At 69.9% G+C, this 21,191-nt stretch carries 20 protein-coding genes; 10 read left to right on the top strand and 10 right to left on the bottom strand.

Annotated features, from left to right (window positions below):
* The first annotated feature begins 164 nt into the window (after positions 1-164).
* From ACE3TL_RS07020 to ACE3TL_RS07005, 4 genes are all read left to right on the top strand, one after another.
* Positions 165-758: a DUF4142 domain-containing protein gene (locus ACE3TL_RS07020; RefSeq protein WP_374578008.1), complete on the top strand. Its 594-nt coding sequence runs from the start codon at positions 165-167 to the stop codon at positions 756-758.
* A gap of 197 nt (positions 759-955) precedes the next feature.
* Positions 956-1,639, top strand: a complete 684-nt coding sequence (locus ACE3TL_RS07015) for a fumarylacetoacetate hydrolase family protein (protein ID WP_374578007.1) — start codon at positions 956-958, stop codon at positions 1,637-1,639.
* Entirely contained in the window at positions 1,636-2,283 is a 648-nt protein-coding gene (maiA, locus tag ACE3TL_RS07010) for a maleylacetoacetate isomerase (RefSeq protein ID WP_374578006.1), read from the top strand. Before ACE3TL_RS07015 ends, maiA begins: the two co-directional genes overlap by 4 nt.
* Positions 2,273-2,896, top strand: coding sequence for a carbonic anhydrase (locus ACE3TL_RS07005; protein WP_374578005.1), 624 nt, complete (start codon positions 2,273-2,275; stop codon positions 2,894-2,896). The genes maiA and ACE3TL_RS07005 overlap by 11 nt, the downstream gene beginning before the upstream one ends.
* A 326-nt stretch (positions 2,897-3,222) precedes the next feature.
* Here ACE3TL_RS07005 and pbpC read toward each other — a convergent pair whose 3' ends face one another.
* Together pbpC and ACE3TL_RS06995 are read right to left on the bottom strand one after the other, a co-directional pair.
* Positions 3,223-5,250: a penicillin-binding protein 1C gene (gene pbpC, locus ACE3TL_RS07000; RefSeq protein ID WP_374578004.1), complete on the bottom strand. Its 2,028-nt coding sequence runs from the start codon at positions 5,248-5,250 to the stop codon at positions 3,223-3,225.
* A gap of 146 nt (positions 5,251-5,396) precedes the next feature.
* Positions 5,397-10,418, bottom strand: coding sequence for an alpha-2-macroglobulin (locus ACE3TL_RS06995; RefSeq protein ID WP_374578003.1), 5,022 nt, complete (start codon positions 10,416-10,418; stop codon positions 5,397-5,399).
* A 143-nt stretch (positions 10,419-10,561) separates the two neighbouring features.
* On the opposite strand from ACE3TL_RS06995, the gene ACE3TL_RS06990 reads away from it, so the two are divergent.
* The gene (locus ACE3TL_RS06990; protein ID WP_374578002.1) at positions 10,562-11,077 is read left to right on the top strand and encodes a CinA family protein; all 516 of its coding nucleotides are present in this window, start codon (positions 10,562-10,564) and stop codon (positions 11,075-11,077) included.
* A gap of 158 nt (positions 11,078-11,235) precedes the next feature.
* Complete coding sequence (locus ACE3TL_RS06985) at positions 11,236-11,454, top strand: hypothetical protein (protein ID WP_374578001.1); 219 nt, start codon at positions 11,236-11,238, stop codon at positions 11,452-11,454.
* A gap of 22 nt (positions 11,455-11,476) precedes the next feature.
* On the opposite strand, the gene ACE3TL_RS06980 is transcribed toward ACE3TL_RS06985, so the two are convergent.
* A complete protein-coding gene (locus ACE3TL_RS06980; RefSeq protein ID WP_374578000.1) occupies positions 11,477-11,890 on the bottom strand; it encodes a hypothetical protein in 414 nt (137 codons plus the stop codon).
* Positions 11,891-12,080: 190 nt separating this feature from the next.
* Here ACE3TL_RS06980 and ACE3TL_RS06975 point away from each other — a divergent pair, with 190 nt between their 5' ends.
* Entirely contained in the window at positions 12,081-12,662 is a 582-nt protein-coding gene (locus ACE3TL_RS06975) for a histidine phosphatase family protein (RefSeq protein WP_374577999.1), read from the top strand.
* Positions 12,663-12,669: 7 nt separating this feature from the next.
* Here the strand turns inward: ACE3TL_RS06975 and ACE3TL_RS06970 are convergent, their stop codons facing one another.
* The 6 genes from ACE3TL_RS06970 to ACE3TL_RS06945 all read right to left on the bottom strand — a co-directional run bounded on the left by ACE3TL_RS06970 (position 12,670) and on the right by ACE3TL_RS06945 (position 16,589).
* Positions 12,670-13,005 carry a MazG nucleotide pyrophosphohydrolase domain-containing protein gene (locus ACE3TL_RS06970; protein ID WP_374577998.1) on the bottom strand — a complete coding sequence of 112 codons (336 nt, stop codon included), beginning with the start codon at positions 13,003-13,005 and terminating at the stop codon, positions 12,670-12,672.
* On the bottom strand, positions 13,005-13,475 hold the full coding sequence (locus ACE3TL_RS06965; protein ID WP_374577997.1) for an N-acetyltransferase family protein: 471 nt from the start codon (positions 13,473-13,475) through the stop codon (positions 13,005-13,007). The genes ACE3TL_RS06970 and ACE3TL_RS06965 overlap by 1 nt, the downstream gene beginning before the upstream one ends.
* Before the next feature lie 236 nt (positions 13,476-13,711).
* Complete coding sequence (locus tag ACE3TL_RS06960) at positions 13,712-13,858, bottom strand: hypothetical protein (RefSeq protein WP_374577996.1); 147 nt, start codon at positions 13,856-13,858, stop codon at positions 13,712-13,714.
* A 57-nt stretch (positions 13,859-13,915) separates the two neighbouring features.
* Positions 13,916-14,458: a hypothetical protein gene (locus ACE3TL_RS06955; RefSeq protein ID WP_374577995.1), complete on the bottom strand. Its 543-nt coding sequence runs from the start codon at positions 14,456-14,458 to the stop codon at positions 13,916-13,918.
* Positions 14,455-15,048: a hypothetical protein gene (locus tag ACE3TL_RS06950; RefSeq protein ID WP_374577994.1), complete on the bottom strand. Its 594-nt coding sequence runs from the start codon at positions 15,046-15,048 to the stop codon at positions 14,455-14,457. The genes ACE3TL_RS06955 and ACE3TL_RS06950 overlap by 4 nt, the downstream gene beginning before the upstream one ends.
* A gap of 74 nt (positions 15,049-15,122) precedes the next feature.
* Entirely contained in the window at positions 15,123-16,589 is a 1,467-nt protein-coding gene (locus ACE3TL_RS06945) for an NAD-dependent succinate-semialdehyde dehydrogenase (RefSeq protein ID WP_374577993.1), read from the bottom strand.
* 170 nt (positions 16,590-16,759) lie between these two features.
* On the opposite strand from ACE3TL_RS06945, the gene ACE3TL_RS06940 reads away from it, so the two are divergent.
* The 3 genes from ACE3TL_RS06940 (at position 16,760) to ACE3TL_RS06930 (ending at position 20,548) form a co-directional block, all read left to right on the top strand.
* On the top strand, positions 16,760-16,939 hold the full coding sequence (locus tag ACE3TL_RS06940) for a hypothetical protein (protein ID WP_374577992.1): 180 nt from the start codon (positions 16,760-16,762) through the stop codon (positions 16,937-16,939).
* An 80-nt stretch (positions 16,940-17,019) separates the two neighbouring features.
* A complete protein-coding gene (locus tag ACE3TL_RS06935) occupies positions 17,020-18,822 on the top strand; it encodes a M2 family metallopeptidase (protein ID WP_374577991.1) in 1,803 nt (600 codons plus the stop codon).
* Positions 18,823-18,934: 112 nt separating this feature from the next.
* Positions 18,935-20,548 (top strand): pilus assembly protein TadG-related protein, encoded by a 1,614-nt coding sequence (locus ACE3TL_RS06930; protein ID WP_374577990.1) that lies wholly within the window; start codon positions 18,935-18,937, stop codon positions 20,546-20,548.
* A gap of 63 nt (positions 20,549-20,611) precedes the next feature.
* Here the strand turns inward: ACE3TL_RS06930 and ACE3TL_RS06925 are convergent.
* Positions 20,612-21,191: MFS transporter (locus tag ACE3TL_RS06925; protein ID WP_374577989.1), on the bottom strand; the 580-nt coding region annotated here is incomplete at its 5' end.

The raw sequence follows: 21,191 nt of genomic DNA, 5'->3' as shown, positions 1-21,191 counted from the left end.
CTCCCTTCTCGATCGGTTTGCGGTCTTGAGAGCGGGCCGTCGCGGCGTCTGTCAATCACGATCTTGGCTGTAGGAACGGATCACGCGCCCGTGAGTTTGTTCCCGGTGCGCCGGCTGACGGGCCGCGCGGACCATTGCAGATCATGAAGTACGAGGAGAGGTCCATGACCCGACACCTGCTTATCGCGGGCGCGGCTGTTGCTGCCTTGAGCCTGGCCGCCTGCGGCCAGAAGACCGAGACCAAGGGCGCGGCGACGCCGGCCGAACAGGCCGCCACGCCAGACGCCAACCCGGCCGCCACCATCCCGACGCCGTCCAACGAGGCCGCCGCCCCGGACTTCGTCTCCAAGGCCGCCGCCAGCGACATGTTCGAGATCGAGGCCGCCAAGATCGCCCAGAAGCGGGCCAAGAACGCCGACGTGAAGAAATTCGCCGCCGACATGATCGCCGCCCACACCAAGACGACGGCCGACCTGAAGAAGGCCATCGCCGACGCCGGTCAGGCCCAGACCCTGACCTTGCCGGCTGCCCTGCCGAGCGATCTGCAGGACAAGCTGAACGACCTGAACAAGGCCGACAACTTCGACATCGCCTATATGGACAACCAGGTGGACGCCCACCAGGCCGCCCTCGACGTCATGCAGCGCTACGCCCAGGACGGCGACGTCGCCCAGATCAGGACCTTCGCCGCCGCGACGGCGCCGATGGTCCAGCAGCACCACGACCAGGCCAAGTCCATCCGCGACGCCCTGAAGTAGCCTTCCATTCCTCTCCCTCGGGGGAGGTGGATCGCATATGGGGTCCAGCGTTCTTTTCCTCCCCTGCGCAGCGGGGGAGGAAAATTGCGCCAGCCTCGGCCATTCGGCGGGCGGCGCCCCCACCGAGGACAATGGTCGTCGCCCCTCCCACGGCGGCAGGGGTTCACATCGCCTGCGGGCGGGCGTAAGGCGGCCCCATGAGCGCCTATGTCCTGACCCCGCCGTCCCTTGTGGTCGCGCCCGTGGAGGGGGAGGCCGGCGCCTTCCCGGTGCGGCGCATCCTCTGCGTCGGCCGCAACTACGCCGCCCACCGCCGCGAAATGGGCGGCGACGACCGCGATCCGCCGTTCTTCTTCTCCAAGCCGGCCGACGCCCTGGTCCCGCCGGGCGCCGAGGTTCCCTATCCGCCGCGCACCGCCAACCTCCATCACGAGATCGAGCTGGTCATCGCGCTCAAGGCCGGCGGCGCCGACATCGCCCCCGCCGAGGCCCTCGCCCATATCTACGGCTATGCGGTCGGCGTCGACCTCACCCGCCGCGACCTGCAGAACGCCGCCAAGGACAAAGGCCAGCCGTGGGAAGCCTCCAAGGCCTTCGACGCCTCGGCCCCGATCTCGGCGATCCGCAAGTGGGACGGCGCCCCGCCGCAGGGCCGCATCGCCCTTTCCGTCAACGGCCAGGTCCGCCAGGACGGCGCGCTCGCCGACATGATCTGGAACGTCGCCGAGATCGTCGCCGAGGCGTCCAAACTCTGGACCCTCGCCCCTGGCGACCTGATCTTCACCGGCACCCCCGAAGGCGTCGGCCCGCTCGTTCCGGGCGATGTCGTGCATGGCGAGATCGAGGGCGTCGGCGCTCTGGATTTCAAGGTGACCGCGTGAGCCTGACCCTGCACTCCTACTGGCGCGCGACGGCGCCGTACCGGGTGCGGATCGGCCTCAACCTCAAGGGGCTGCCCTACGACTATGTCCCGGTGAACCTGCTGAAGGGCGAGCAGCACGCGCCGGACTATGTGGCGACCCGCAACCCCCAGCACCTCACCCCGGCCCTGGAGGTCGACGGCCAGGTGCTGACCCAGTCCCTGGCCATCCTCGAATGGCTGGAGGAAACCCATCCGTCCCCGCCGCTGCTGCCGCAGGCGCCCTTCGCCCGGGCCGTGGTGCGGGCCATGGCCGCCCTCGTCGCCTGCGACATCCATCCCCTGAACAACCTGCGCGTCCAGCAGGCGCTCGAGGGGCTGGGCGTCGATGCGGCCGCTCGCCTGGCCTGGAGCCAGCGCTGGATCGTCGAGGGCTTCTCCGCGCTCGAACCGATGGTCGCCGTCCACGGCGCCGGCTTCGCCTTCGGCGATGCGCCGACCCTGGCCGACTGCTGCCTCGCGCCCCAGGTCTATTCGGCCCATCGCTACAAGGTCGACCTGTCTCCCTTCCCGGCGATCGCCGGGGCGGCCGAACGCGCCGCCGCCCATCCCGCCTTCGCCGCCGCCCATCCCGATCGCCAGCCGGACGCCGCCAATGCTCAGTGACCTGAAAAACAACAACCGGCGCTGGGCCGCCGGCAAGCTGTCCGTCGACCCCAGCTTCTTCGAGCGCCTGGTCGCCCAGCAGAGCCCGGAATATCTCTGGATCGGCTGTTCCGACAGCCGCGTCCCGGCCAACGAGATCGTCGGCCTCGATCCGGGCGAGCTGTTCGTCCACCGCAACGTCGCCAACCTCACCCCGCCGCAGGACGCCAACTATCTCTCGGTGCTGCAGTTCGCGGTGGACGTGCTGAAGGTGAAGCACATCCTGGTCGTCGGCCACTATGGCTGCGGCGGCGTCGCCGCCGCGGTCGACGGCCAGCGCCGCGGCCTGGTCGACCATTGGCTCCATCCGATCCGCGAGGTCTACGCCGAGCACCGCGCCGAGCTGGAGGCCCTGCACGATCACGCGCGCATCGACCGCCTGATCGAGCTCAACGTCATGCGCCAGGTTCGCAACGTCGCCTCTGACGTCTTCGTCCAGGACGCCTGGGCCCGCGGCCAGAGCGTCAGCGTTCACGGCTGGGTCTATTCCATCGCCAACGGCCTGATCACCGACCAGAACTGCACCATCTCCAACCCCGACCAACTCGCCCAGGCCATCGACGGCGGGCGGTAGGGCGCCGCGCGCGATTGCTCCCCCTCTGGGGGAGCTGTCGGCAAAGCCGACTGAGGGGGACTTTGGCCTCCTTCGTCTCGCCTTCGCGATCCACCTTCCAGCGGGCAGGGTATCGCCTATTGGGGTGTCTTCCCGGTTTGCGAAGCAAGACCGGGACCTATGAACACGGGCGGTTCAGAATCCGTCCCGACGGTGCAATATCCTGAAAGCTCAGGTGTCCATGGATCCCGGACAAGCGCTGCGCGCTTTCCGGGACGACATGCGAAGGAGGTGACGGCGGCTCTTTGCCTCATATGCGCCTCCCCAGAGCGGGAAGGCATTGGGGGTCATTTCACCCGCACGCGCGCGGTCGCCTTGCGCCCCTGGCCGTCCACCACCGTCAGCCGATAGAACCCCGGCCCCTTCGGCCGCCAGACCGTCCGCCGGCTGACCGCGTCCACGCCCAGCGGCGCGCCGTCCACGTACCAGCGCAGGCCCTCGCCCCCGGCCGCCAGCACCAGCCCCCGCGAGGTCGGCCCGAACGCCTCGACCTGCACGGTGGAACCGTCCGGCGGGAAGACCAGCCGCGGCCCTGCGTCCTGCGTCTCCAGCCTGGCCAGCGCGGCCGGCGCCCCGCGCGGGGCGATCGGGCGTGGAGCGCTGGCCGGCGCGTCGATCAGGTCGGCGGCGTCGAACAGCAGCGGCAGGGCCGCGTCCCGCCCAGTCAGCCCGCCGCGCGCGCCGCCGTCGGCCCGCCCGGTCCACACCGCCACCACGTAAGGCCCGACCACGCCGGCCGCCACCGCGTCGCGAAAGCCGTAGGAGGTGCCGGTCTTGAAGGCCATCACCGGCCGCCCCTTGGTCAGGGCCGCGGCCGTCGCCCCGGCTGGCGGCGGGGTTTCGCGCAGGATGGCCAGCACCTGTTCGGCGGCTTCGGCGCGCATCAGCCGTCGCCCGCCCTGGTTTTCCCGCCGTTCCGCCTCCGCCTCCGTCCAGGCCAGCGGCTTGACGACGCCCTCGTCGCCGAGGGCCGCATAGAGCGTCGCCAGGTCGCGCAGGCTGATCCCCACGCCGCCCAGCGCCATGGCCAGGCCCGCCTCGCGCGTCTGCGCCCGCGGCCGCACCAGGTTGACGCCGGTCCCGTCGATCCGCGCCTCGAAGGCCGCCGGCCCCAGCTTGTCCAGCATTTCCACCGCCGGCACGTTCAGCGAGTGGGCCAGCGCCTCGCGCGCGGTCACCTTGCCGCGGAAGATGCGGTCGAAGTTCTCGGGCTGGTAGTCGCCGAACCGCCGCGCCGCGTCCTCGATCTGCGTGTCCGGCGCGGCCAGCCCGTCGTCGAAGGCCAGGCCGTAGATGAACGGCTTCAGCGCCGACCCGGGCGAGCGGATCGCCCGCGTCATGTCGATCCACCCGCCGGGCCGCGACAGCCCGCCCGAGCCGACCGCCGCGCGCACCGCCCGGCCCTTGATCTCCACCACCAGGATCGCCGCCGTCGCCTCCGGCCCCTGCGCGCGGGCCGCCGCCGCGGCCAGCGGCTCCAGCCGCGTCTGCAGCCGCGCGTCCAGGGTCGAGACCACCGAAGCCTCACCCGCCTTGGCGCCCCGCGCCAGCTCGCCCGCCGCGTGCCAGGCCAGGGCCGGGAACGGGCTGCGGCCGGGCAGGGGCTCTTCCTCGGCCTCGGCCGCCTCCACCTCGGTCAGGGCGCCTGTGCGGATCATCTTGTCCAGCACCTCGCGCCGCGCGGCCCGCGCCGCCTCCGGCCGCCGGTCGGGCCGCCGCGCCTCGGGCGACTGCGGCAGGGCGATCAGCAGCGCCTGCTCCCCGGCGGTCAGCGTCTCCGGCTCGTGCCCGAAATAGGAGAGGCTGGCGGCCCGCACCCCCTCCAGGTTGCCGCCATAGGGAGCGAGCGTCAGGTAGAGCGCCAGGATCTCGCGCTTGGAGAGCCGCGCCTCGATCTGCACCGCCCGCGCCATCTCGATCAGCTTGGCGGGGATGGTCCGCGCCCGCGGCTCCAGCAGCCGCGCCGTCTGCATGCTGAGCGTGGAGGCCCCCGAACTCACCCGCCCGTGCAGGGCCGCCGAAGCCGCCGCCCGCATCACCGCCGCCGGATCGACCCCGGGATGCAGCCAGAACCGCTTGTCCTCGATGGCGACCAGCCGCCTCTGGAACGTCTCGTCGGTGCGGCGAAGGTCCGCCCGGATGCGCCAGCGCCCATCCTCCACCGGCAGAGCCCGCAGCCAGGCCCCCCGCCGATCCAGCGCCACCGGCGAAGCCCGCTCGCCCCGCCCCATGTCCGGCGGCAAGGCCGCGTCCAGCGCAAATACGCCGACCTCGACCCCAAGCAAGGCGACGAGCCCCAAGGTCAGGCGACGCACCCGCCCCGTTGCTCCCCCTCTGGTGGAGCTGTCGGCCGACCGGCCGACTGAGGGAGACTTTGACTTCCCTGAAGAGCGGTCCCCCTCCGTCTCGGCGCGCTGCGCCGATCCACCTCCCCCAGAGGGCGAGGAACGAGACTTCCCCCTCATGGCCCCGGCGCGATGGCCGTGCGGGCGGCGGCGGTGCGGGCCGAGAGGCTGGGGCGGTACATGTCCTTGGCCTGGGCGCCTGGCAGCAGGAAGTCGCCCGGCGTCACCGCCCGCGCCACATAGGCGAAGGCGAAGCGGCCCTTTCCGGCCAGGTCCATGGCCGCGACATAGCGGTCGTCGCGCGCCTCCTGCACGTCGGCGCCGGACAGCTCGCCCAGGAACTTGAACGGGCCGCTCTGCGCATCGTCCGGCCCCAGCACGGTCTCGATCTCGAAGCCGGCCGGCAGCGGGTCGTCCATCACCAGGGCCATCGACCGCGCCTGGTCCGAGCGCCCGGTGACCAGCACGATCACCCGGTCGCCCTGGCGCAGGGCCGCCGGATCGACCGCCCCGCCGCTGAAGCCCACCAGCCGCTTGTCGAGCGACAGGCCGTTCGCCTCGGCCGGCGGCGCGGCTGCGGGGGTTCCGGTCACCGTCACCGTCCGCCACAGCGCCCCCTTGCCGGCGTTGACGAAGCGCGCCTCGGCCAGCTTGCCGACCGCCCAGCGCGGCGCGCCGCCGGCCGCCGTCAGCGGCTGGGCGCCCTGGGCGTCGATGCGGATCGCGCCGGCCGCCTTCAGCATCCAGTGGGCGGCCTGCAGCAGGCGCGCCTGTTCCTGGGTGTTGAGGGCGTCGGGGTCCTTCACCGCGTTTTCCAGCCGCTTTTGCAGGCTGCGCGCGATGTCGGCCTCGCCGGCCTCGTAGGCCAGGGCGACCACGGCGGCGATGTCGCGCAGCGGGCTCTGATACCAGTCGGCCTCGTCGCGCCAGCCGAGCGAGGCGGACGCCTGGCGCAGGGCCGAGCGCGCTCGGGCCTTGTCGCCCATCATCGCCAGCCCGGCCCCGACCTGCGCCTTGGCCAGGGGCGAGGCCTCGCTCTTCATCTGCACGTCGTGCCACCAGCGCAGGCGCGCCAGGTCGCCGCGCCCGCCCTTGGCCAGCACGTAGAGCGCATAGGCCGAGGCGCGGCTGCGCATCCGCTCGGTCGCCTTCTTCGAGGCGTCTTCGGACCCCGCCCACCAGCGCGGATATTCCATCCGGTAGGAGACCGAGGCCCAGCCGTCCGGCCGCGAAACCTGCCGCATGGCCGACAGCGCCCGGTCGATCGCATCCTGCGGCACGGGCGCTCCGGCCTTCTGCGCCTCGATCAGGAAGTCGGTGACATAGGCCCCCAGCCAGGGATCGGCCTCGCCATCCCCGACCCGCCAGAGACCGAAGGCCCCGTCCAGGGTCTGGCGGTCCAGCAGCCGCCCGACCGCCCCGGCCAGGGCCGCCGAGGAGCGCCTGGCCTTCGGATCGCTCGCCACCTCCGCCGCATAGATCAACGGATAGGCGCCCGAGACCGTCTGCTCGGTGCAGCCGTAGGGATAGCGCGACAGGGCGTTCGCGATCGGCGCCGGGTCGAAGCCGCGGAACGGCGAATAGCTGACGTGCAGGGTGACGTCCCCCGCCGCCATCCCGGCCAGCAGGCTCGCCGCCGGCGTATAGGCCGTTCCCGGCGCCTGCAGCTCGTAGGTGGTCCGCGTCACCGCGCCCCAGCCCAGCCGCGTCTGGATCGGATAGTCCTTGCCGGTCGCAAAGCCCGGGCCCGAGACCTTGAAGCCGATCTTGCCGATCCCGGCCCGCATCGGGGCGTCGAAGGCGATCTTCTCGGCGATCCGTTGGCCCAGCAGCAGTTGGAAGGCTTTTCTGAACGGCGCCAGCACCCCGCCCTCGCTGGTCAGTTCGGCGACGTACTGGCCGACCTTGCCCTCGATATTGTGCAGCTCCAGCGTCGCGAACGCCTTGTCGCCGGGCGCCAGGAAGCGGGGCAGGGCGAGGTCGGCCACCACCGCCTCGCGCACGGTCAGCGGCTTGCTGGCCGACCCGACCGCTGTGTCGGTCCAGGCCACCGCCATCAGCCGCAGCTCGCCGTTGAACTGGGCGGCCGGCAGCTTGATCGTCGCCTTGCCGTCCAGCCCGGTCTCCACCACGCCCGACCACAGGGCCACGGTCTTGATCGGCGTCACGCTCAGCCCCTCGCCGCCGACGCCGTCGGCGCCGAAATTGACATTGGCCGGCGCGCCCAGGTTCGGGTCCAGCAGCCGCCCGTAGTCGTCGCGATAGTCGAGCGTCAGCGCCCGCTTGCCGAAGTACCACTTCACCGGGTCCGGGCTCTGGAACCTGGTCAGTTGCAGGATGCCCTCGTCCACGGCCGCCAGGGTCACGTGCGCGCGTCCGCCGAAGCCCGCGCCCTTGATGACGATCGGCACCTCCAGCACCGCCTTGGAGTCGATCTTGGCTGGGGTGTCGATCGCCACCTCCAGCTTGCGGCCCTTGGGCTCCAGCGGCACATAGACCAGCCCCAGCGCCCGCCGCGGCTTGGGCGAAAGCGCCGGGTCGCGCGGCTGGATCACGCTGACCAGCACATAGGCCCCGCCGCCCCAGGCGGCGCTGGTCTTCAGCCGCACCTTGGCCCCGTCCTTGCCGATGCTGACGGTCTTCAGGTCGATCAGCCGGTCGGTGGCCACCGCCACCTGCGCCTCGCCCTCATAGGGGGCCTTCAGGGTGATCTCGACTGTGTCGCCCTGCGCATAGGCCGAGGTTCCGGCGCTGACCCGCACGAAGTCCGGCGCCTCCACGTCCTTGGCCGGCGCGCCCCAGCCGGAGGCGAAGCGGATCACGCTCCTGGCTCCGCCCGGCCCGGTGATCTCCAGGCGATAGTCGCCCCAGCCCAGCCGGCGGCTGACCTTGGTCGGCGCATTGGCGGCGATGTTCACGCTCGCGCGGGCGATCACCACGTCGCGGCTGGTGCGCCGCCATTGCCAGCGGCCGTCCTGCTGGAACCAGTCGTAGTCCCAGTTCTCGGCGATCAGGGCGTAGGTGGTTCCGGGCGCTGCGATCCGCCGCCCGGCCGCGTCCACGGCGATCAGGTCGATGCTGGTGACCGGATCGCCCTTGCCAGTCGAATCGCCTTGCTCGACCTTCGCGCCCAGATAGACGTTCCGTGTACGGACCTTCAGGTCCAGGCTTTCGCGCACGGGCCGCCCGCCCGGTTCGAACACGCTGGCGACGAAGGCCGCAGTCAACGGCTGGGCCGTGTCGCCCGCCTCTTCGGAAGAAACGGTCAGCACCGCACGGCCCGACCCGTCGGTGACGCTCTCGCCGACCTCGATGAACTTCTCGGCGAAGGGCTCGCGCTGGTCGCCCCACTCATAGCCCTCGAAGGCCGGGAAGGGGTTGGGGTCGACCCGCAGCCGCGCCTCGCCCTGGGTCTGCAGGCCCGAGCCCGGCGCGCCATAGAGGAACCGCGCCGTCACCTCGACATTGCGCGTCTCGCCCATCTTCAGCGGCGTCGCCTCCTGGCCCACCGCCGTCACCGCCAGCCGCTGCGGGGCGAAGTCCTCGACCTGGAACGACAGCTCGCCCGCCGGTTTCTCCAGCCCGTCGATCTCCAGCTTGGCGGTCCAGCGGCCGCGCGGCGCGCTCGCCGGCAGCTCGATGTCCACCGGCACGGCGCCCAGAGGCGCCTTGTCGAACGGATAGCGCTTGAACTCCACGCCCGAAGGGCGGCGCACCACGACCACGCCCTTGCGGTCCTTCACCGCCTTGGCCTCGCGGTCGCGCAGCAGGGCGTTCAGGTGGACGGTCTCGCCGGGGCGATAGATGCCGCGGTCGGTGTAGAGATAGCCGTCGATGGCGCTGGCGACCGAGCGGCCGGATGTGCCGGAAGCCTCCGTGCGCCCGCCGATCCCCTGTTTCGACAGGTCCACCGGCGCGCGGTCCAGGTCCATGACCGCCAGGTCGCCCTGATCGCCATAGGCCATCACCATCTTGGCGTCGGCCGCGCCCTCGCCCTCCAGCAGCGGGCGGTCGAACTTCACGCGGCCCTGGGCGTCGCTCTTGGCGACAGCCAGGTCTTCGCCGTTGCGGGCGACCAGGGTCACCTTGACGTTCGCCATCACCTTGGCGGTCTTCAGCGAGCGGACCACCACGTCCAGCGCCTCGGAGCCGTCATAGGCGGCCAGGGCCATGTCGGTGAACACCACCCAGCGCCGCGCCTGGGCCGGGGGATTGGGGTCGTAGTCGTCGTCGCCGCTCTTCAGGTCGCGCCCGCCCGAGGCGTCGCGCGCCTTGATGACATAGGCGCCCGGCTTCATCTCCTTCAGCACCGCGCCCAGCGGGAAGATGGTGGTCGTCCGCTCGCCATGGCCCTGGCTGCTGACGTCGACCTCGCCCTTCCAGACCACGCGGCCTTCCTCGTCCGGGCTGTCCGACCCGTAGTCGCTCGCCCATTCGCCCTCGCCGGTCGGATCGGGGGCGCTGATCGACTTGCGCACCAGGTTGCGGTCGACCACCCGCCAGACCTCGATGGAAAGGCGGCTGACATTGACCGTCTCGATGCCGATCCCGTCGGCGTCCTCGCGCGGCAGGATCACGCCCTCGCCGGCGAAACCGACATAGGGCGGCTTCTCGCCGAAGGTGAAATCGACGTCGGCGTTGGCGGCCAGGGTCTCGCCGCCCTTGGAGGGCAGCCCTTTCAGCAGGGTCACCCGCCGGTCGGCGAAGCCGGTCCCGCCGATGCACAGCTCCGCGCCCTTGACGCTCACCGCCGGCGTGCGGCCAAGGTCCGGCGAGACCAGCACGAAGTCGGCATAGGACTTCCGCTCGTCCAGCGGCCGGGTCATCTCGATGCAGGCGGCCGGCTGGTTCCCGCCGGTCTCGATCCGGTGGCGCCAGACGGCGAAGCCCTCGGGCTTGGGGATGCCGCGCCGCGGGGCGTTCGCCGCCCGCAGCTTGCCGAACAGCGACCAGCCCTGCGCGCCCGGCTCGGCCTTGGACTCCGCCGCCGACGGCCTGAAGCCCTCGACGCCCTTGGCCGCGATGAAGCCGCCGCCGAACGAGGCGGCCACCAGCCCCGCGGCCAGCAGCCCCGGCATCCGGCTGGTCCGCAGCCTCTGGAGCCAACCCTGCTTGCCCGGCGTCTGGTCGCTGGCCATCGGTCCCTCGTAAATTGACGGATTGTCGCGCGCAGGGGACGCGAAAGGCCCCGCGCCGTCAATCGCCGGTAGGCGTCTCTCCACCGCTTCCCGGCGGCTTGCAAACCGGAACAATCGGCGCGGCTTCGGGTTCAAGGCTGACCATGGCCGAGGCCCTCAGCCCCATCCTGCCCGCCCCCACCGAGCGCCTGGTCCATCAGGTGCTGGCCGAGGCCTGCCGCCGGAACCTGCGCCTCGCGACGGCCGAGAGCTGCGCCGGCGGGCTGCTGGCCTCGCTGCTGACCGACGTCCCCGGCTGCTCCCACGCCTTCGAGCGCGGCTTCGTGGTCTACACCAACGCCGCCAAGGCCGGGTTGCTGGGGGTCGATCCGGATCTGCTCGAAGATCCGGGCCCGGTGTCCGAGCCCGTCGCCCGTGCGATGGCCGCCGGCGCCCTGGCCCGCTCGCAGGCGGACATCGTGGCGGCGATCACCGGCTGGATGGAGCAGGGGCCGGGGCCGGACCAGCCGGCCGGCCGCGTCTGGTTCGCCGCCGCCCGCCGCAGCGGCGAGGCCGCAGTCCAGCGGGCCGAGTTCGGGAACGCAGGCCGCGCGGCCCTGCGCCTGGCCTGCCTCGACGTGGCGCTGCGCCTGCTGATGGATCAGATCGCCCAGGCCTGAGCTGCGCGGTTCGCCGCGCCATGCCTCGCCACGGCGCCGTTAACGTGATCGCCGAACCCGTCGAATTCGCCCCACGAGCGACCCCAAAAAGCGTAGGTTCGACTTTGCGTTGTGAGAGACTCGCTTTCGCGGCCTCATCCTCGAACCGGACAGCTCCGATGCCGCTCTACACCTTCTATCCGACCCGTCCCGACGGGTTGGCGCCGAGCTTCGAGGCGACCGACTGCGCCTCCGACGCCATCGCCGTCACCCGCGCCATCGAGGTGCTGGTCGAGCACCCCGGCGCCTCGCATGTGGTGGTCTGGCAGGGTCAGCGCTGCGTGATGACCTTCCCGCGCGGCGGCCCGCCCCAGCGGCGTCCCCGCCGCGCACATTGAGGCGCGGTTCCGCGTCCCCCGCTCAGCGCCGGCAGCGCATCTCGCCGCCCGCCACCGTGCAACCGTTCGAACGCGGCACGCGCACGCCTGCGGACGGTGGCGGAGGCTCGGCCTTCCGCGCTGTCCAGGGTTCGGTCACCCGGCCATAGACCGCGCGGCGATAATCCGGCCGATGGTCCAGCAGCCCCGGCGGCGGCGTGATCCCGCCGCCGTCGCCGTTCGACGTCCCCCACAGCTTCGGATCGGTCGAGGTCGTCCGCCGGTGGCCGTCCTCGCCGATCCGTTCGGTCCGCACATGCCCGTCCGGCCCGACGCAGCGGCTGGAGCCGTCGGGATACTCGCGGCACTTGGTCTCCTTCGGCGACGTCTCCCCCGCCGAGGCGGCGAGCGGCGCGGCGGCGAGGGCGAGCACGACAAATAGGCGGGCGGCGAACACGAACTCAAATCTCCCACAGGCTTCCGAAGCGACCATCGCCCGCCGGACGCACGAAGGACATGCACAAACGCGTGGGGCCAGGCGATGCGCTCATCGCCGCTTTCCGCAGCGTAACCTCTGGCGCCGGCCGGCGCGCTCGGAGATAAACAGGCTATAGCCGGCTTGGCCGGCGCAGTCGGGGAAACGCGTCATGGAACTGATCCTCATCCGTCACGGCCTGCCGGTGCGCCGCGACGACAGCTCCGATCCGGACCTGTCGACCGAGGGCCACGACCAGGCGAGCCGCGTGGCCCGCTGGCTGGCGCACGAGGGCGCCGATGCGGTCTGGTCCAGCCCCATGCGCCGCGCGGTCCAGACCGCCCAGCCCTTCGCCGCCCACCTCGGCCACGACATCGCCCTGCACGAGGGCGTGGCCGAGTTCGACCGCGACTCCGGCTCCTACATCCCCACCGAAGTGCTCAAGCGCGAGAACTACGAAGCCTGGCTCGCCATGGCCAACGGGAACCTCGACATCGATGTCGAGGCGTTCAGCGCCGCCGTGGTCGGCGCCCTGGAGGACGTGATCGCCTCCCACCCGGGCCAGCGCGTCGCCGTCTTCTGCCACGGCGGGGTCATCAACGTCTGGACCGCCCATGTGCTGGGCCTGACCCCGCGCCTGTTCTTCGAGCCGGGCTACACCAGCGTCCACCGCTACATGTGCTCCCGCGGCGGCCAGAGGAACATCGTCGCCCTCAACGAACGCGCCCACCTGCGCGAGGCGGCGGTTCGCTGAGGGCCGATCACCGGTCTGCGGCCAGCCGCGCCTCGATCCCGCGTTCCAGCTCGCCCATCGTGGTTTCGAATGCGGCCTTCAGGTCCACGTCGTAGAGGCGGGCCAAGGTCATCACGCTCCACAGGCAATCGGCCAGCTCGTGCGCCAGCTTGGCTTGCGCTTCGGGAATGGCGCGCACGCCTTCCATGGCCTGGACCAGCTTTGCCAGGTCTCCCACGTCTCCGACGAAGCCCAGCGCGACCTCTTCCCGCGTCCAGGCGCGACCGTGATTGCGCGTCTCCAACTCGGCATAGAGACGGCGCACCCGCCAGGCCCGCTCCGCCAGTTCGTTGAAGTCGCTCATTAGTCCCGCCTCCAAGGTCGCGGCTCCCAGCCATAGATGCACGACGGCGCGCCGGTGTGTGGATGGCGCTCATGCCCGATCAGCCGCAGGCCGCGCCGCTCGTAGAAGCTTCGCGCCGCCTGGTTCGCAGCCGCCATACGCAGGGTGAAGCCGCCCGGCATCAGGCGTTGGGCGAGTCCGAGCAGGGCGGTTCCGAGCCCGCTTCCCTGCTGGTCTGGCAGCACGAAGATCTGGTCGAGCACGCCCTCGGCAGGCTTCAGGGCCAGCATGGCGACCGGCGTTTGGCCGCGCGTGGCTAGATGTAAATCCCAGCCGGCCGCCAACTCGCGATCGATACGCGCACACAGTTCGTCGCGGGTCGGAAGGTCCGGCGGCGCACCGTCCATCGCCGCGGCGCTGTCGCGCCAGACATCCGCCACGGCGTCGAGATCGCTTGCGGTCGCGGGTCGGATTTGCAGCGAGGTGTTCATCCCAGATTCTCCTAATGCCCGCCCTCGACCCACGGCACGCCTGCGGCCCGGAACGCCTCGGCCAGGGCCGCTTCCAGGTCCAGCGACTCCCAGGCCCGCATCGGGTTCAGGTGCTCGGTCAGCGCCGGCAGCAGCCGAACCCCGAACCGGCGGGTCGCGCCGCTGGCCTTGTAGCCGGCCTTGTGCTGGTCGAAGCGCAGGTCGGGATCGCGTGAGGTCTGGCCGACATAGAGCCCCTACGGATCGGCCCGCCGCCGGTCGCGCAGCAGCACTACATAGACCGAATGCCCGGCCCCGCGCGCGCCCCGCGTCGTCGCCGTCAGCGTGCGCGCCGCCCGCTGCGCCCTACCCATCCAGTCCGGCCAGGCCTCGTCGTGGAACATGGCGCGAGCCTAGGTGGGCGCGTGTCTCCGTGGAACCGCGAGTGGTTGGTTGGCGGGTTATTTTGCCAGCTTCGCCTTGGACGCCGTGAACCTGGCTTCGTCTGCGGGCGCCAGCCGGAAGCCGCCTGTGACCAGACCCATGCGGACGGTCTGCTCGACATAATAGGTCTCACCCGGCTCCGCCTCCATCCGCAGGCGGTCCTCGGCCTTGTTCACCGCCATGGGTCCGGTGATGTTGTAGGCGTGGATGCCCGGCTCGACCTCGAGCACGAAGGCGCCCCCGTTGGGCAGATCGCCGAGGTGCGGGGCGTCCTTGGCCGGCTTGCCGTCGTCGCCGACCTCGACGATGTGATAGGTGTAGATCGCGCCGCTCAGGCGGCTCGGTCGGAAGAACACGATGCGCGCCTTGCCATTTGCCGAGTCGTCGGCCGCGGACGCGGCGGGCGCAGTTTCGGGGGCGGCGTCGGGGATCGGCGCGACCTCGGCGGCTTCGGCGGCAGGTGCGGGCGCGACCTCGGGCTGAGCTTCCTGCGCGAGGCTGGAGGTTCCGAGCGCGAAGGCGAGGCAGGCGCCTGTCGCAAAGATGGTTAAAGCTCTCATGGTGTCGTTCCCCCCGGGATGGCCGGCGGCCCGCCGGCTGGAAAATCCACGTCTTCGGCCAGCCGCACCGTCCCGCGGACCCCGGCTGGCATCTGAATCTCGCCGCCCTCGATCAGTATCGAGGCGAGGCCGACATAAGGTACGAGCATCACTCCGGTCGCCAGGTCGACGCGGCTCTTGCCTGCGGCCATCAGCGACATGCCGCGAATGCGTATCTGGCGGCCGGCCAGTTCCAGGTGGCGGGCCGAGATGATCAGCTTCCCCTGCTTGCCGTTCATGCCGGCGCGGGCCGCATCGATGACCTCTCCTTCGCCCATGGCGCCGGCGGGTGCCAGTTCGACGCCGTCATGAACGATAGGAGCGGCCAGCCGCAGCGCGAAACGATCTCCGAGCTTGCTCGTCGCCGAGCTGAGCGGGTCGACCAGTTCGACCTCCAACTGGGTTCCGGCCGGGAGGCGGACGACCCCTGGCGTCGCCGTGACGGGCGCCGCCGTCGCGATGGCTGGCGCGCGGATGTCGGCGAGGCCGGCGCCAGCCTGCAGCGCCGCTGCCTGGGCCAATGCGCTCAAACCGAGAAAGGCAGCCAGCACTTGCATTCTCCCACCCGAGCGGGGCCGTAGCATGCCGGCTTTCGCGCGCCAAGGTTGCGATGATGCGTGGCGCCTTAGCGCAGCGCCAGGGTCAGCGCCCTGACCTGCAGATAGTCCTCGACGCCGTAGGCCGAGCCTTCGCGGCCGTAGCCGGACTGCTTGACCCCGCCGAACGGGTTGGCGGCGTTCGAGACGAGGCCGGTATTGACGCCGACGATACCCGCCTCGATGGCCCGGCCCATGCGCATGGCGCGGTTCAGGTCGTCGGTGAAGACGAAGGCGGCCAGGCCGAAGTCCGAGGCGTTGGCCCGCGCGATCGCCTCGTCCTCGCTGGCGAACTCGAACACCGGGACCAGCGGGCCGAAGGTCTCTTCCTCGCAGAACAGGGCGTCGTCGCCGCCGAAGGTCACGGTCGGCTGGAAGAAGGTCCCGGCCAGCCGCTTGCCGCCGGTCAGCACCTTGCCGCCCGCCGCGGTCGTGCGCGCGATGTGCGCCTCGACCTTGGCCACGCCCTTTTCGTCGATCAGCGGGCCGATGTCGGTGTCTGGGGCGAACGGGTCGCCGACCTTCAGCCGCTCGACCTCGCGGACCAGGGCTTCGAGATAGGCCTCGCGGACGCCGGCCTGCACATAGATCCGGTTGGGGCAGACGCAGGTCTGGCCGCCGGCGCGGAACTTGCCGGCGACGGTTCCGGCGACCGCTGTCTCCAGGTCGGCGTCGTCGAAGACGATCAGCGGGGCCGCGCCGCCCAGCTCCATCGACAGCCGCTTCAAGGTCGGCGCGCACTGGGCCGCCAGCTTGCGCCCGACCTCGGTCGAACCGGTGAAGGAAAGCTTGCGGATCGCCTTGGACGCGGTCAGCGCCCCGCCCACCACGTCCTGCTCGCCGGTCACCACCGAGAAGCAGGCCGGCGGAATTCCCGCCTCCAGCGCCAGGGCCGCGAGGGCCAGCGCCGTGAACGGCGTCGCCGAGGCCGGCTTCAGCACCACCGGGCATCCGGCGCAGAACGCGGCGGCCGCCTTGCGGGTGATCATGGCGGCCGGAAAGTTCCATGGCGTGATCGCCGCCACCGGTCCGACAGGTTCGTGGAAGGCGAGGATCAAATCCTGCCGATTGGGGCTCTGAATCGCCTTTCCATCCAGCCTTTCGGCCAACCCGCCGAACCAGGTGACGAACGAGTTTGCGTAGCGGACCTCGCCCAGCGCCTCCTTCCACGGCTTGCCGTTCTCCAGGGCGATGATCGCCGCCAGCGCGTTTTCGTGCTCGCTAAGCTTCTGAGCCCATTGAAGAAGCAGCTCGCCGCGCTCCTTGCCCTTGCGCGCCGCCCAGGCCGGGAACGCCTGAGCGGCCGCGGCGATGGCGGCCTCGACCTCGTCTTTCGGCAGCTTTGGGACCTTGCCGATCGTCGCGCCATCGGCAGGATTGACGATCGAGATGCCGATGGGATCGGCGGGAACCCATCGTCCCGCGACCAGGGCCGCCTCGCGGATCAGGGCTCGCGCGGCCTGTTTCAGTTCGTCCACAGATGGTTGATCTGACATGGAAATTCCTCCGGACCGGCGTGCGCGACTATTAAGTTCCCAACTCGTCATTGGGCTCCGGCCAAATTTTCGTGTGGCGCCGCAACCGTCGCAACGCTTGACTCCGTGCGGCGTTGGAGTCGTCATAAAGCCGACATGCTGCATTGCGGCATGAGCAAGTGGAGGCGCTTTTGACGGATTCCCCGTTCGCCTACTCCCTCGCCCACGCCGAGAGCGGCTGGGCCTGGCGCATCTTCGACGAGGACGGCGAGACCATCGCCCAGGGCGTCGACCTGTCGCAATCCGACGCCCAGGCGTCCGTGGAGAGCGCGATCCGCATCGCCGCGACCGAGGCGCGCCTCTCGGCTTGACGGCTCGCGCCTGAGGCGTTCCTTTCCCTGACAGCGCGGCCGGGAGGGTCGCAAATTCCGCTTCAGGGACGTCGACCAGAATGAAATCCCAACTGCTGGCCGCCACTGCGGTCGTCCTGTTCGCCTTCGCCCCCGCCGCCGGCGCGCAAGGGGCCAAGCCCACGCCTGCGCAGGCCAAGGCCTTCGTGGACAAGGCCGAGGCCGACCTCGCCGCCTTCAACCAGTACGTCGCCAAGGCGGCCTGGGTGCGGGCGACCTACATCACCGAGGACACCCAGTGGCTGGAAGCCAAGGCGACGGCCGAACAGAACGAGCTGACCGCCCGCTACGCCCGTGAGGCGGCCAAGTACGACGGGGTCGCCGTCGACCCGGTTACCGCCCGAAAGCTGAAGCTTCTCAAGCTCTTCCTGGTCTCGCCCGCGCCTGACCGGCCGGGCGCGGCGGCCGAGCTCGCCACCATCGCCACCCGCCTGGACTCGACCTTCTCCTCGGGCAAGTTCCAGTACGGCGGCAAGACCCTGACCCTCAACGACGCCGAGGACGTCCTGGCCAGGAGCCGCGATCCGGCCGAGCTGAAGGCGGTGTGGGAAGGCTGGCATTCCGTCGCCCCGCAGATGCGCAGCGACTACGCCAAGCTGGCCGAACTCTCCAACGAGGGGGCCAGGGGCCTGGGCTTCAAGGACACCGGCGCGCTCTGGCGTTCGAACTACGACATGGACCCCGACGCCTTCGCCGCCGAGACCGACCGGCTGTGGAACCAGGTCGAGCCGTTCTATCGCAACCTGCACTGCTATGTGCGCGCGCGGCTGAACGACCAGTACGGCGATGCGGTCCAGCCGCGGAAGGGGCCGATCCGCGCCGACCTGCTCGGCAACATGTGGGCCCAGCAGTGGGGCAACATCTACGACGTGGTGCAGCCGAAGACCGCCAGCTCCAGCTACAGCCTGGATAAGCTGTTGGTTTCAAAGGGCTATGACGCGACCAAGATGGTCAAGATCGGCGAGGGCTTCTACACCTCGCTCGGCCAGTCGCCCTTGCCGGAGACCTTCTGGCAGCGCTCGATGATCGTCCGTCCGAAGGACCGCGAAGTGGTCTGCCACGCCTCGGCCTGGGACCTCGACGACCGCGACGACATCCGCATCAAGATGTGCACCAAGGTCGACGGCGAGGATTTCTATACGGTTCACCACGAGCTCGGGCACAACTTCTACCAGCGCGCTTACAAGGATCAGCCGTTCCTGTTCAAGAACGGCGCAAACGACGGATTCCACGAGGCGATCGGCGATTTCATCGGCCTGTCGGCGCTGACCCCGACCTACCTCCAGCAGATCGGCCTGCTCGACAAGGCGCCGGGCGCGGACGAGGATATTCCGTTCCTGCTGAAGATGGCGCTCGACAAGATCGCCTTCCTGCCCTTCGGCCTGATGGTCGACCGCTGGCGCTGGGAGGTGTTTTCCGGCCAGGCGACGCCGGAAACCTACAACAGCGAATGGTGGAAGCTCCGCCTGAAATATCAGGGACTTACCCCGCCGGCCGAGCGTCCGGCCGACGCCTTCGACGCCGGCGCCAAGTATCACGTGCCGGCCAACGTGCCCTATACCCGCTACTTCCTGGCCCACATCTACCAGTTCCAGTTCCACCGCGCCGCCTGCCGCCAGATCGGCTGGAAGGGGCCGCTGCATCGCTGCTCGGTCTACGACCAGAAGGCGATGGGCCAGAAGTTCAACGCCATGCTGGAGATGGGCGCCTCCAAGCCCTGGCCCCAGGCCATGGAGGCCTTCACCGGCGAGAAGACCGGCGACGCCAGCGCGGTGACCGCCTATTTCAAGCCGCTCAACGACTGGCTGACCGTTCAGAACAAGGGCGAATCCTGCGGCTGGTAGCGACAGGTTGGGCGCCGAAATAAGCTTCGCCTTAACCGTCTTCGGCGCCCGTTCGTTTACCCTGGCCTGTCAAAATCCCTGAAAATCCTAAGACTTTTCTGGGGCTCAGGGCGTGAACGGTTTCAAGGTGAAAGCTGCCAGGCGCGGAACTGTATTGGCCGGCAGGCTGCGTGCGGTGCTGCGGGACGAACGCGGCGCGACCGCCGTCTTCTTCGCGATCGGGTTGCTGGTGATGGCGCCCGTGACGCTGGGGCTGGTCGACGTCTACATGATCACGACCCAGCGCAGCCAGCTACAGGATGCGCTGGACACCGCCACGCTCTATGCGGCGCGGTCGGACAAGACCACCACCGAGGACATCCAGGTGGTGGGCGACAATTCGCTGCGAGCGAACCTGAAGCTCTCCGGCGGTCAGGAGATCACCTATTCGAGGTTCACCCTCGACGGGATCAAGGTGATCAGCACGGCCAGGATCTCGCCGCCCAGCATCGGGCCGCGCCTGTGGGTGCAGAACGACATCGAGGCGAACTCCGAGGTCCTGCGCAACTCGAACAACGTCGAGGTCGCCCTGGTGCTCGACACCACCGGTTCGATGAGCGACCAGATGGAAAACCTGCGCACCGCCGCCAAGGACCTGGTGGACCTGGTGGTCAAGGACAAGCAGCCGCCGGAAGTGCCGTATTACACCAAAGTCGCCCTGGTGCCCTATGCGGTCGGCGTCAATGTCGACTCGTGGGCCGACACCGCGCGCGGCAGCTACAAGGGGCCCATCACGGTCGACTCGGTCACCGCCGACAGCTCCAAGAAGAAGATCATCGTCAAGGCGGTCGGCCACGGCTTCCAGACCGGCGACCGCGTGCTGTTCGAGAACATGGGCCGCGCCAAGGTCGACAGCAACTCGATGAGCACCGAGTTCAAGGTCACCCGCGAGTCGAACGATCTCTTTTCGCTCAGCGACTATTCGAACAGCAAGTTCTCGGGAAGCTACGCGAGTGGCGGCAAGGTCTATTGCCTGAAGGAAGGGTGCGAGAAGTTCTCGTTCACCAATGCGTCCAGCAAGCTGAAGACCTTCAGCATCGGGAATTGCGTCAGTGAGCGGATCGGCTCGGAGGCCTACACGGACGCCGCGCCCTCCGCTGCGCCGGTCGGGCGTCTCTATGACGGCGGCAGCGGCAACGCCTGCGATTCGCAACCGATCGTCCCGCTATCCTCGAGCAAGACGATGTTGAAGAGCAAGATCGACGCCTTGCGGCACGGCGGTTCGACGGCGGGTCAGATCGGCCTGGCCTGGGGCTGGTACATGGTCTCGCCCAACTGGAACGCGCTCTGGACCGGCGCCAGCGCTCCGGCCGCCTACGATACGCCCGAAACCCTCAAGGTCGTCATCCTGATGACCGACGGCGCCTTCAACAGCCCTTACTGCAAGGGGGTCATCGCCAAGGATGCGGGCTCGGGCAGCGGCAGCAGCAGCGACCACATCAACTGCAACGCCACCAACGGCGACCCGTTCGACCAGGCCGAGACCCTGTGCACCAACATGAAGGCCAAGGGCGTGATCGTCTATACGGTCGGGTTCAACGTCGGCTCCGACAAGGATGTGAAGAGCCTGATGCGCAACTGCGCGACCTCGCCCGAATACGTCTACATGCCCTCGAACGGCAACGACCTGAAGATCGCCTTCCGGGCCATCGCCCAGGACATCAACTCGCTGCGCATTTCCAAGTAGCGCGGCGAGCGCAAGTTTCGATCGACGCGCCGGGCGGCTTCGTCCGGCGCGTTTTTCGTTGGATCAGGCCGTGTGCTCGGGGCCTTCGCCGCCTTCGACCTGCTCGGCCTGGGCGGCCAGCTTGCGCATGTTCTCCGCATGGCCCTCGCGGGTGATCCTGTAGAGCGAGACGCAGGCGATCGCCGCGCCGTAGAGCCCGCCCAGCACGAAGAGGTAGGTCATGCCCAGGTTGGTCACCACCGCCTCGCTGACCTGGCCCGGCTGGGCGTTCTGGGGGAAGCCGATGGCCAGGAGGATCATGCTGGACGCGAAGATGCCGACGCCGGATACGGCCTTTCCCACGAAGGCGGCGGCGGCGAAGAACAGGCCCTCCGATCGGCGGCCGGTCTGCAGTTCGCTGTCTTCCACCACGTCGGCGATCATCGACGAGATCAGGATCGCCGAGATGATCGAGAAGCCTGTCGAGAACACCGCCTGGACGAACAGGATCGGCAGCAGGGCTGGCGAATCGTTGGCCGGGAACACGTCCAGCAGGCGCAGGGCGATGGGCGTGATGGCGATCACGAAGGCCAGCACCTTGGTGAGCTGGGCGGTTTGTTTCTTGCCCAGACGCTTCGAGATCGGCGCGGCGAACCCGAAGGCC

Source organism: Phenylobacterium sp., from assembly GCF_041920015.1.
Taxonomy (GTDB): Bacteria; Pseudomonadota; Alphaproteobacteria; order Caulobacterales; family Caulobacteraceae; genus Phenylobacterium.
The sequence above is the reverse complement of the archived record's forward strand: the minus strand, read 5'-3'. Positions and strand labels throughout refer to the sequence as shown.

Coding starts and splice junctions, on each gene's coding strand:
- ACE3TL_RS07020 (WP_374578008.1), top strand. CDS start 165: ATGACCCGACACCTGCTTATCGCGGGCGCGGCTGTTGCTGCCTTGAGC.
- ACE3TL_RS07015 (WP_374578007.1), top strand. CDS start 956: ATGAGCGCCTATGTCCTGACCCCGCCGTCCCTTGTGGTCGCGCCCGTG.
- ACE3TL_RS07005 (WP_374578005.1), top strand. CDS start 2,273: ATGCTCAGTGACCTGAAAAACAACAACCGGCGCTGGGCCGCCGGCAAG.
- ACE3TL_RS06995 (WP_374578003.1), bottom strand. CDS start 10,418: ATGGCCAGCGACCAGACGCCGGGCAAGCAGGGTTGGCTCCAGAGGCTG.
- ACE3TL_RS06990 (WP_374578002.1), top strand. CDS start 10,562: ATGGCCGAGGCCCTCAGCCCCATCCTGCCCGCCCCCACCGAGCGCCTG.
- ACE3TL_RS06985 (WP_374578001.1), top strand. CDS start 11,236: ATGCCGCTCTACACCTTCTATCCGACCCGTCCCGACGGGTTGGCGCCG.
- ACE3TL_RS06975 (WP_374577999.1), top strand. CDS start 12,081: ATGGAACTGATCCTCATCCGTCACGGCCTGCCGGTGCGCCGCGACGAC.
- ACE3TL_RS06970 (WP_374577998.1), bottom strand. CDS start 13,005: ATGAGCGACTTCAACGAACTGGCGGAGCGGGCCTGGCGGGTGCGCCGT.
- ACE3TL_RS06965 (WP_374577997.1), bottom strand. CDS start 13,475: ATGAACACCTCGCTGCAAATCCGACCCGCGACCGCAAGCGATCTCGAC.
- ACE3TL_RS06960 (WP_374577996.1), bottom strand. CDS start 13,858: ATGTTCCACGACGAGGCCTGGCCGGACTGGATGGGTAGGGCGCAGCGG.
- ACE3TL_RS06955 (WP_374577995.1), bottom strand. CDS start 14,458: ATGAGAGCTTTAACCATCTTTGCGACAGGCGCCTGCCTCGCCTTCGCG.
- ACE3TL_RS06945 (WP_374577993.1), bottom strand. CDS start 16,589: ATGTCAGATCAACCATCTGTGGACGAACTGAAACAGGCCGCGCGAGCC.
- ACE3TL_RS06935 (WP_374577991.1), top strand. CDS start 17,020: ATGAAATCCCAACTGCTGGCCGCCACTGCGGTCGTCCTGTTCGCCTTC.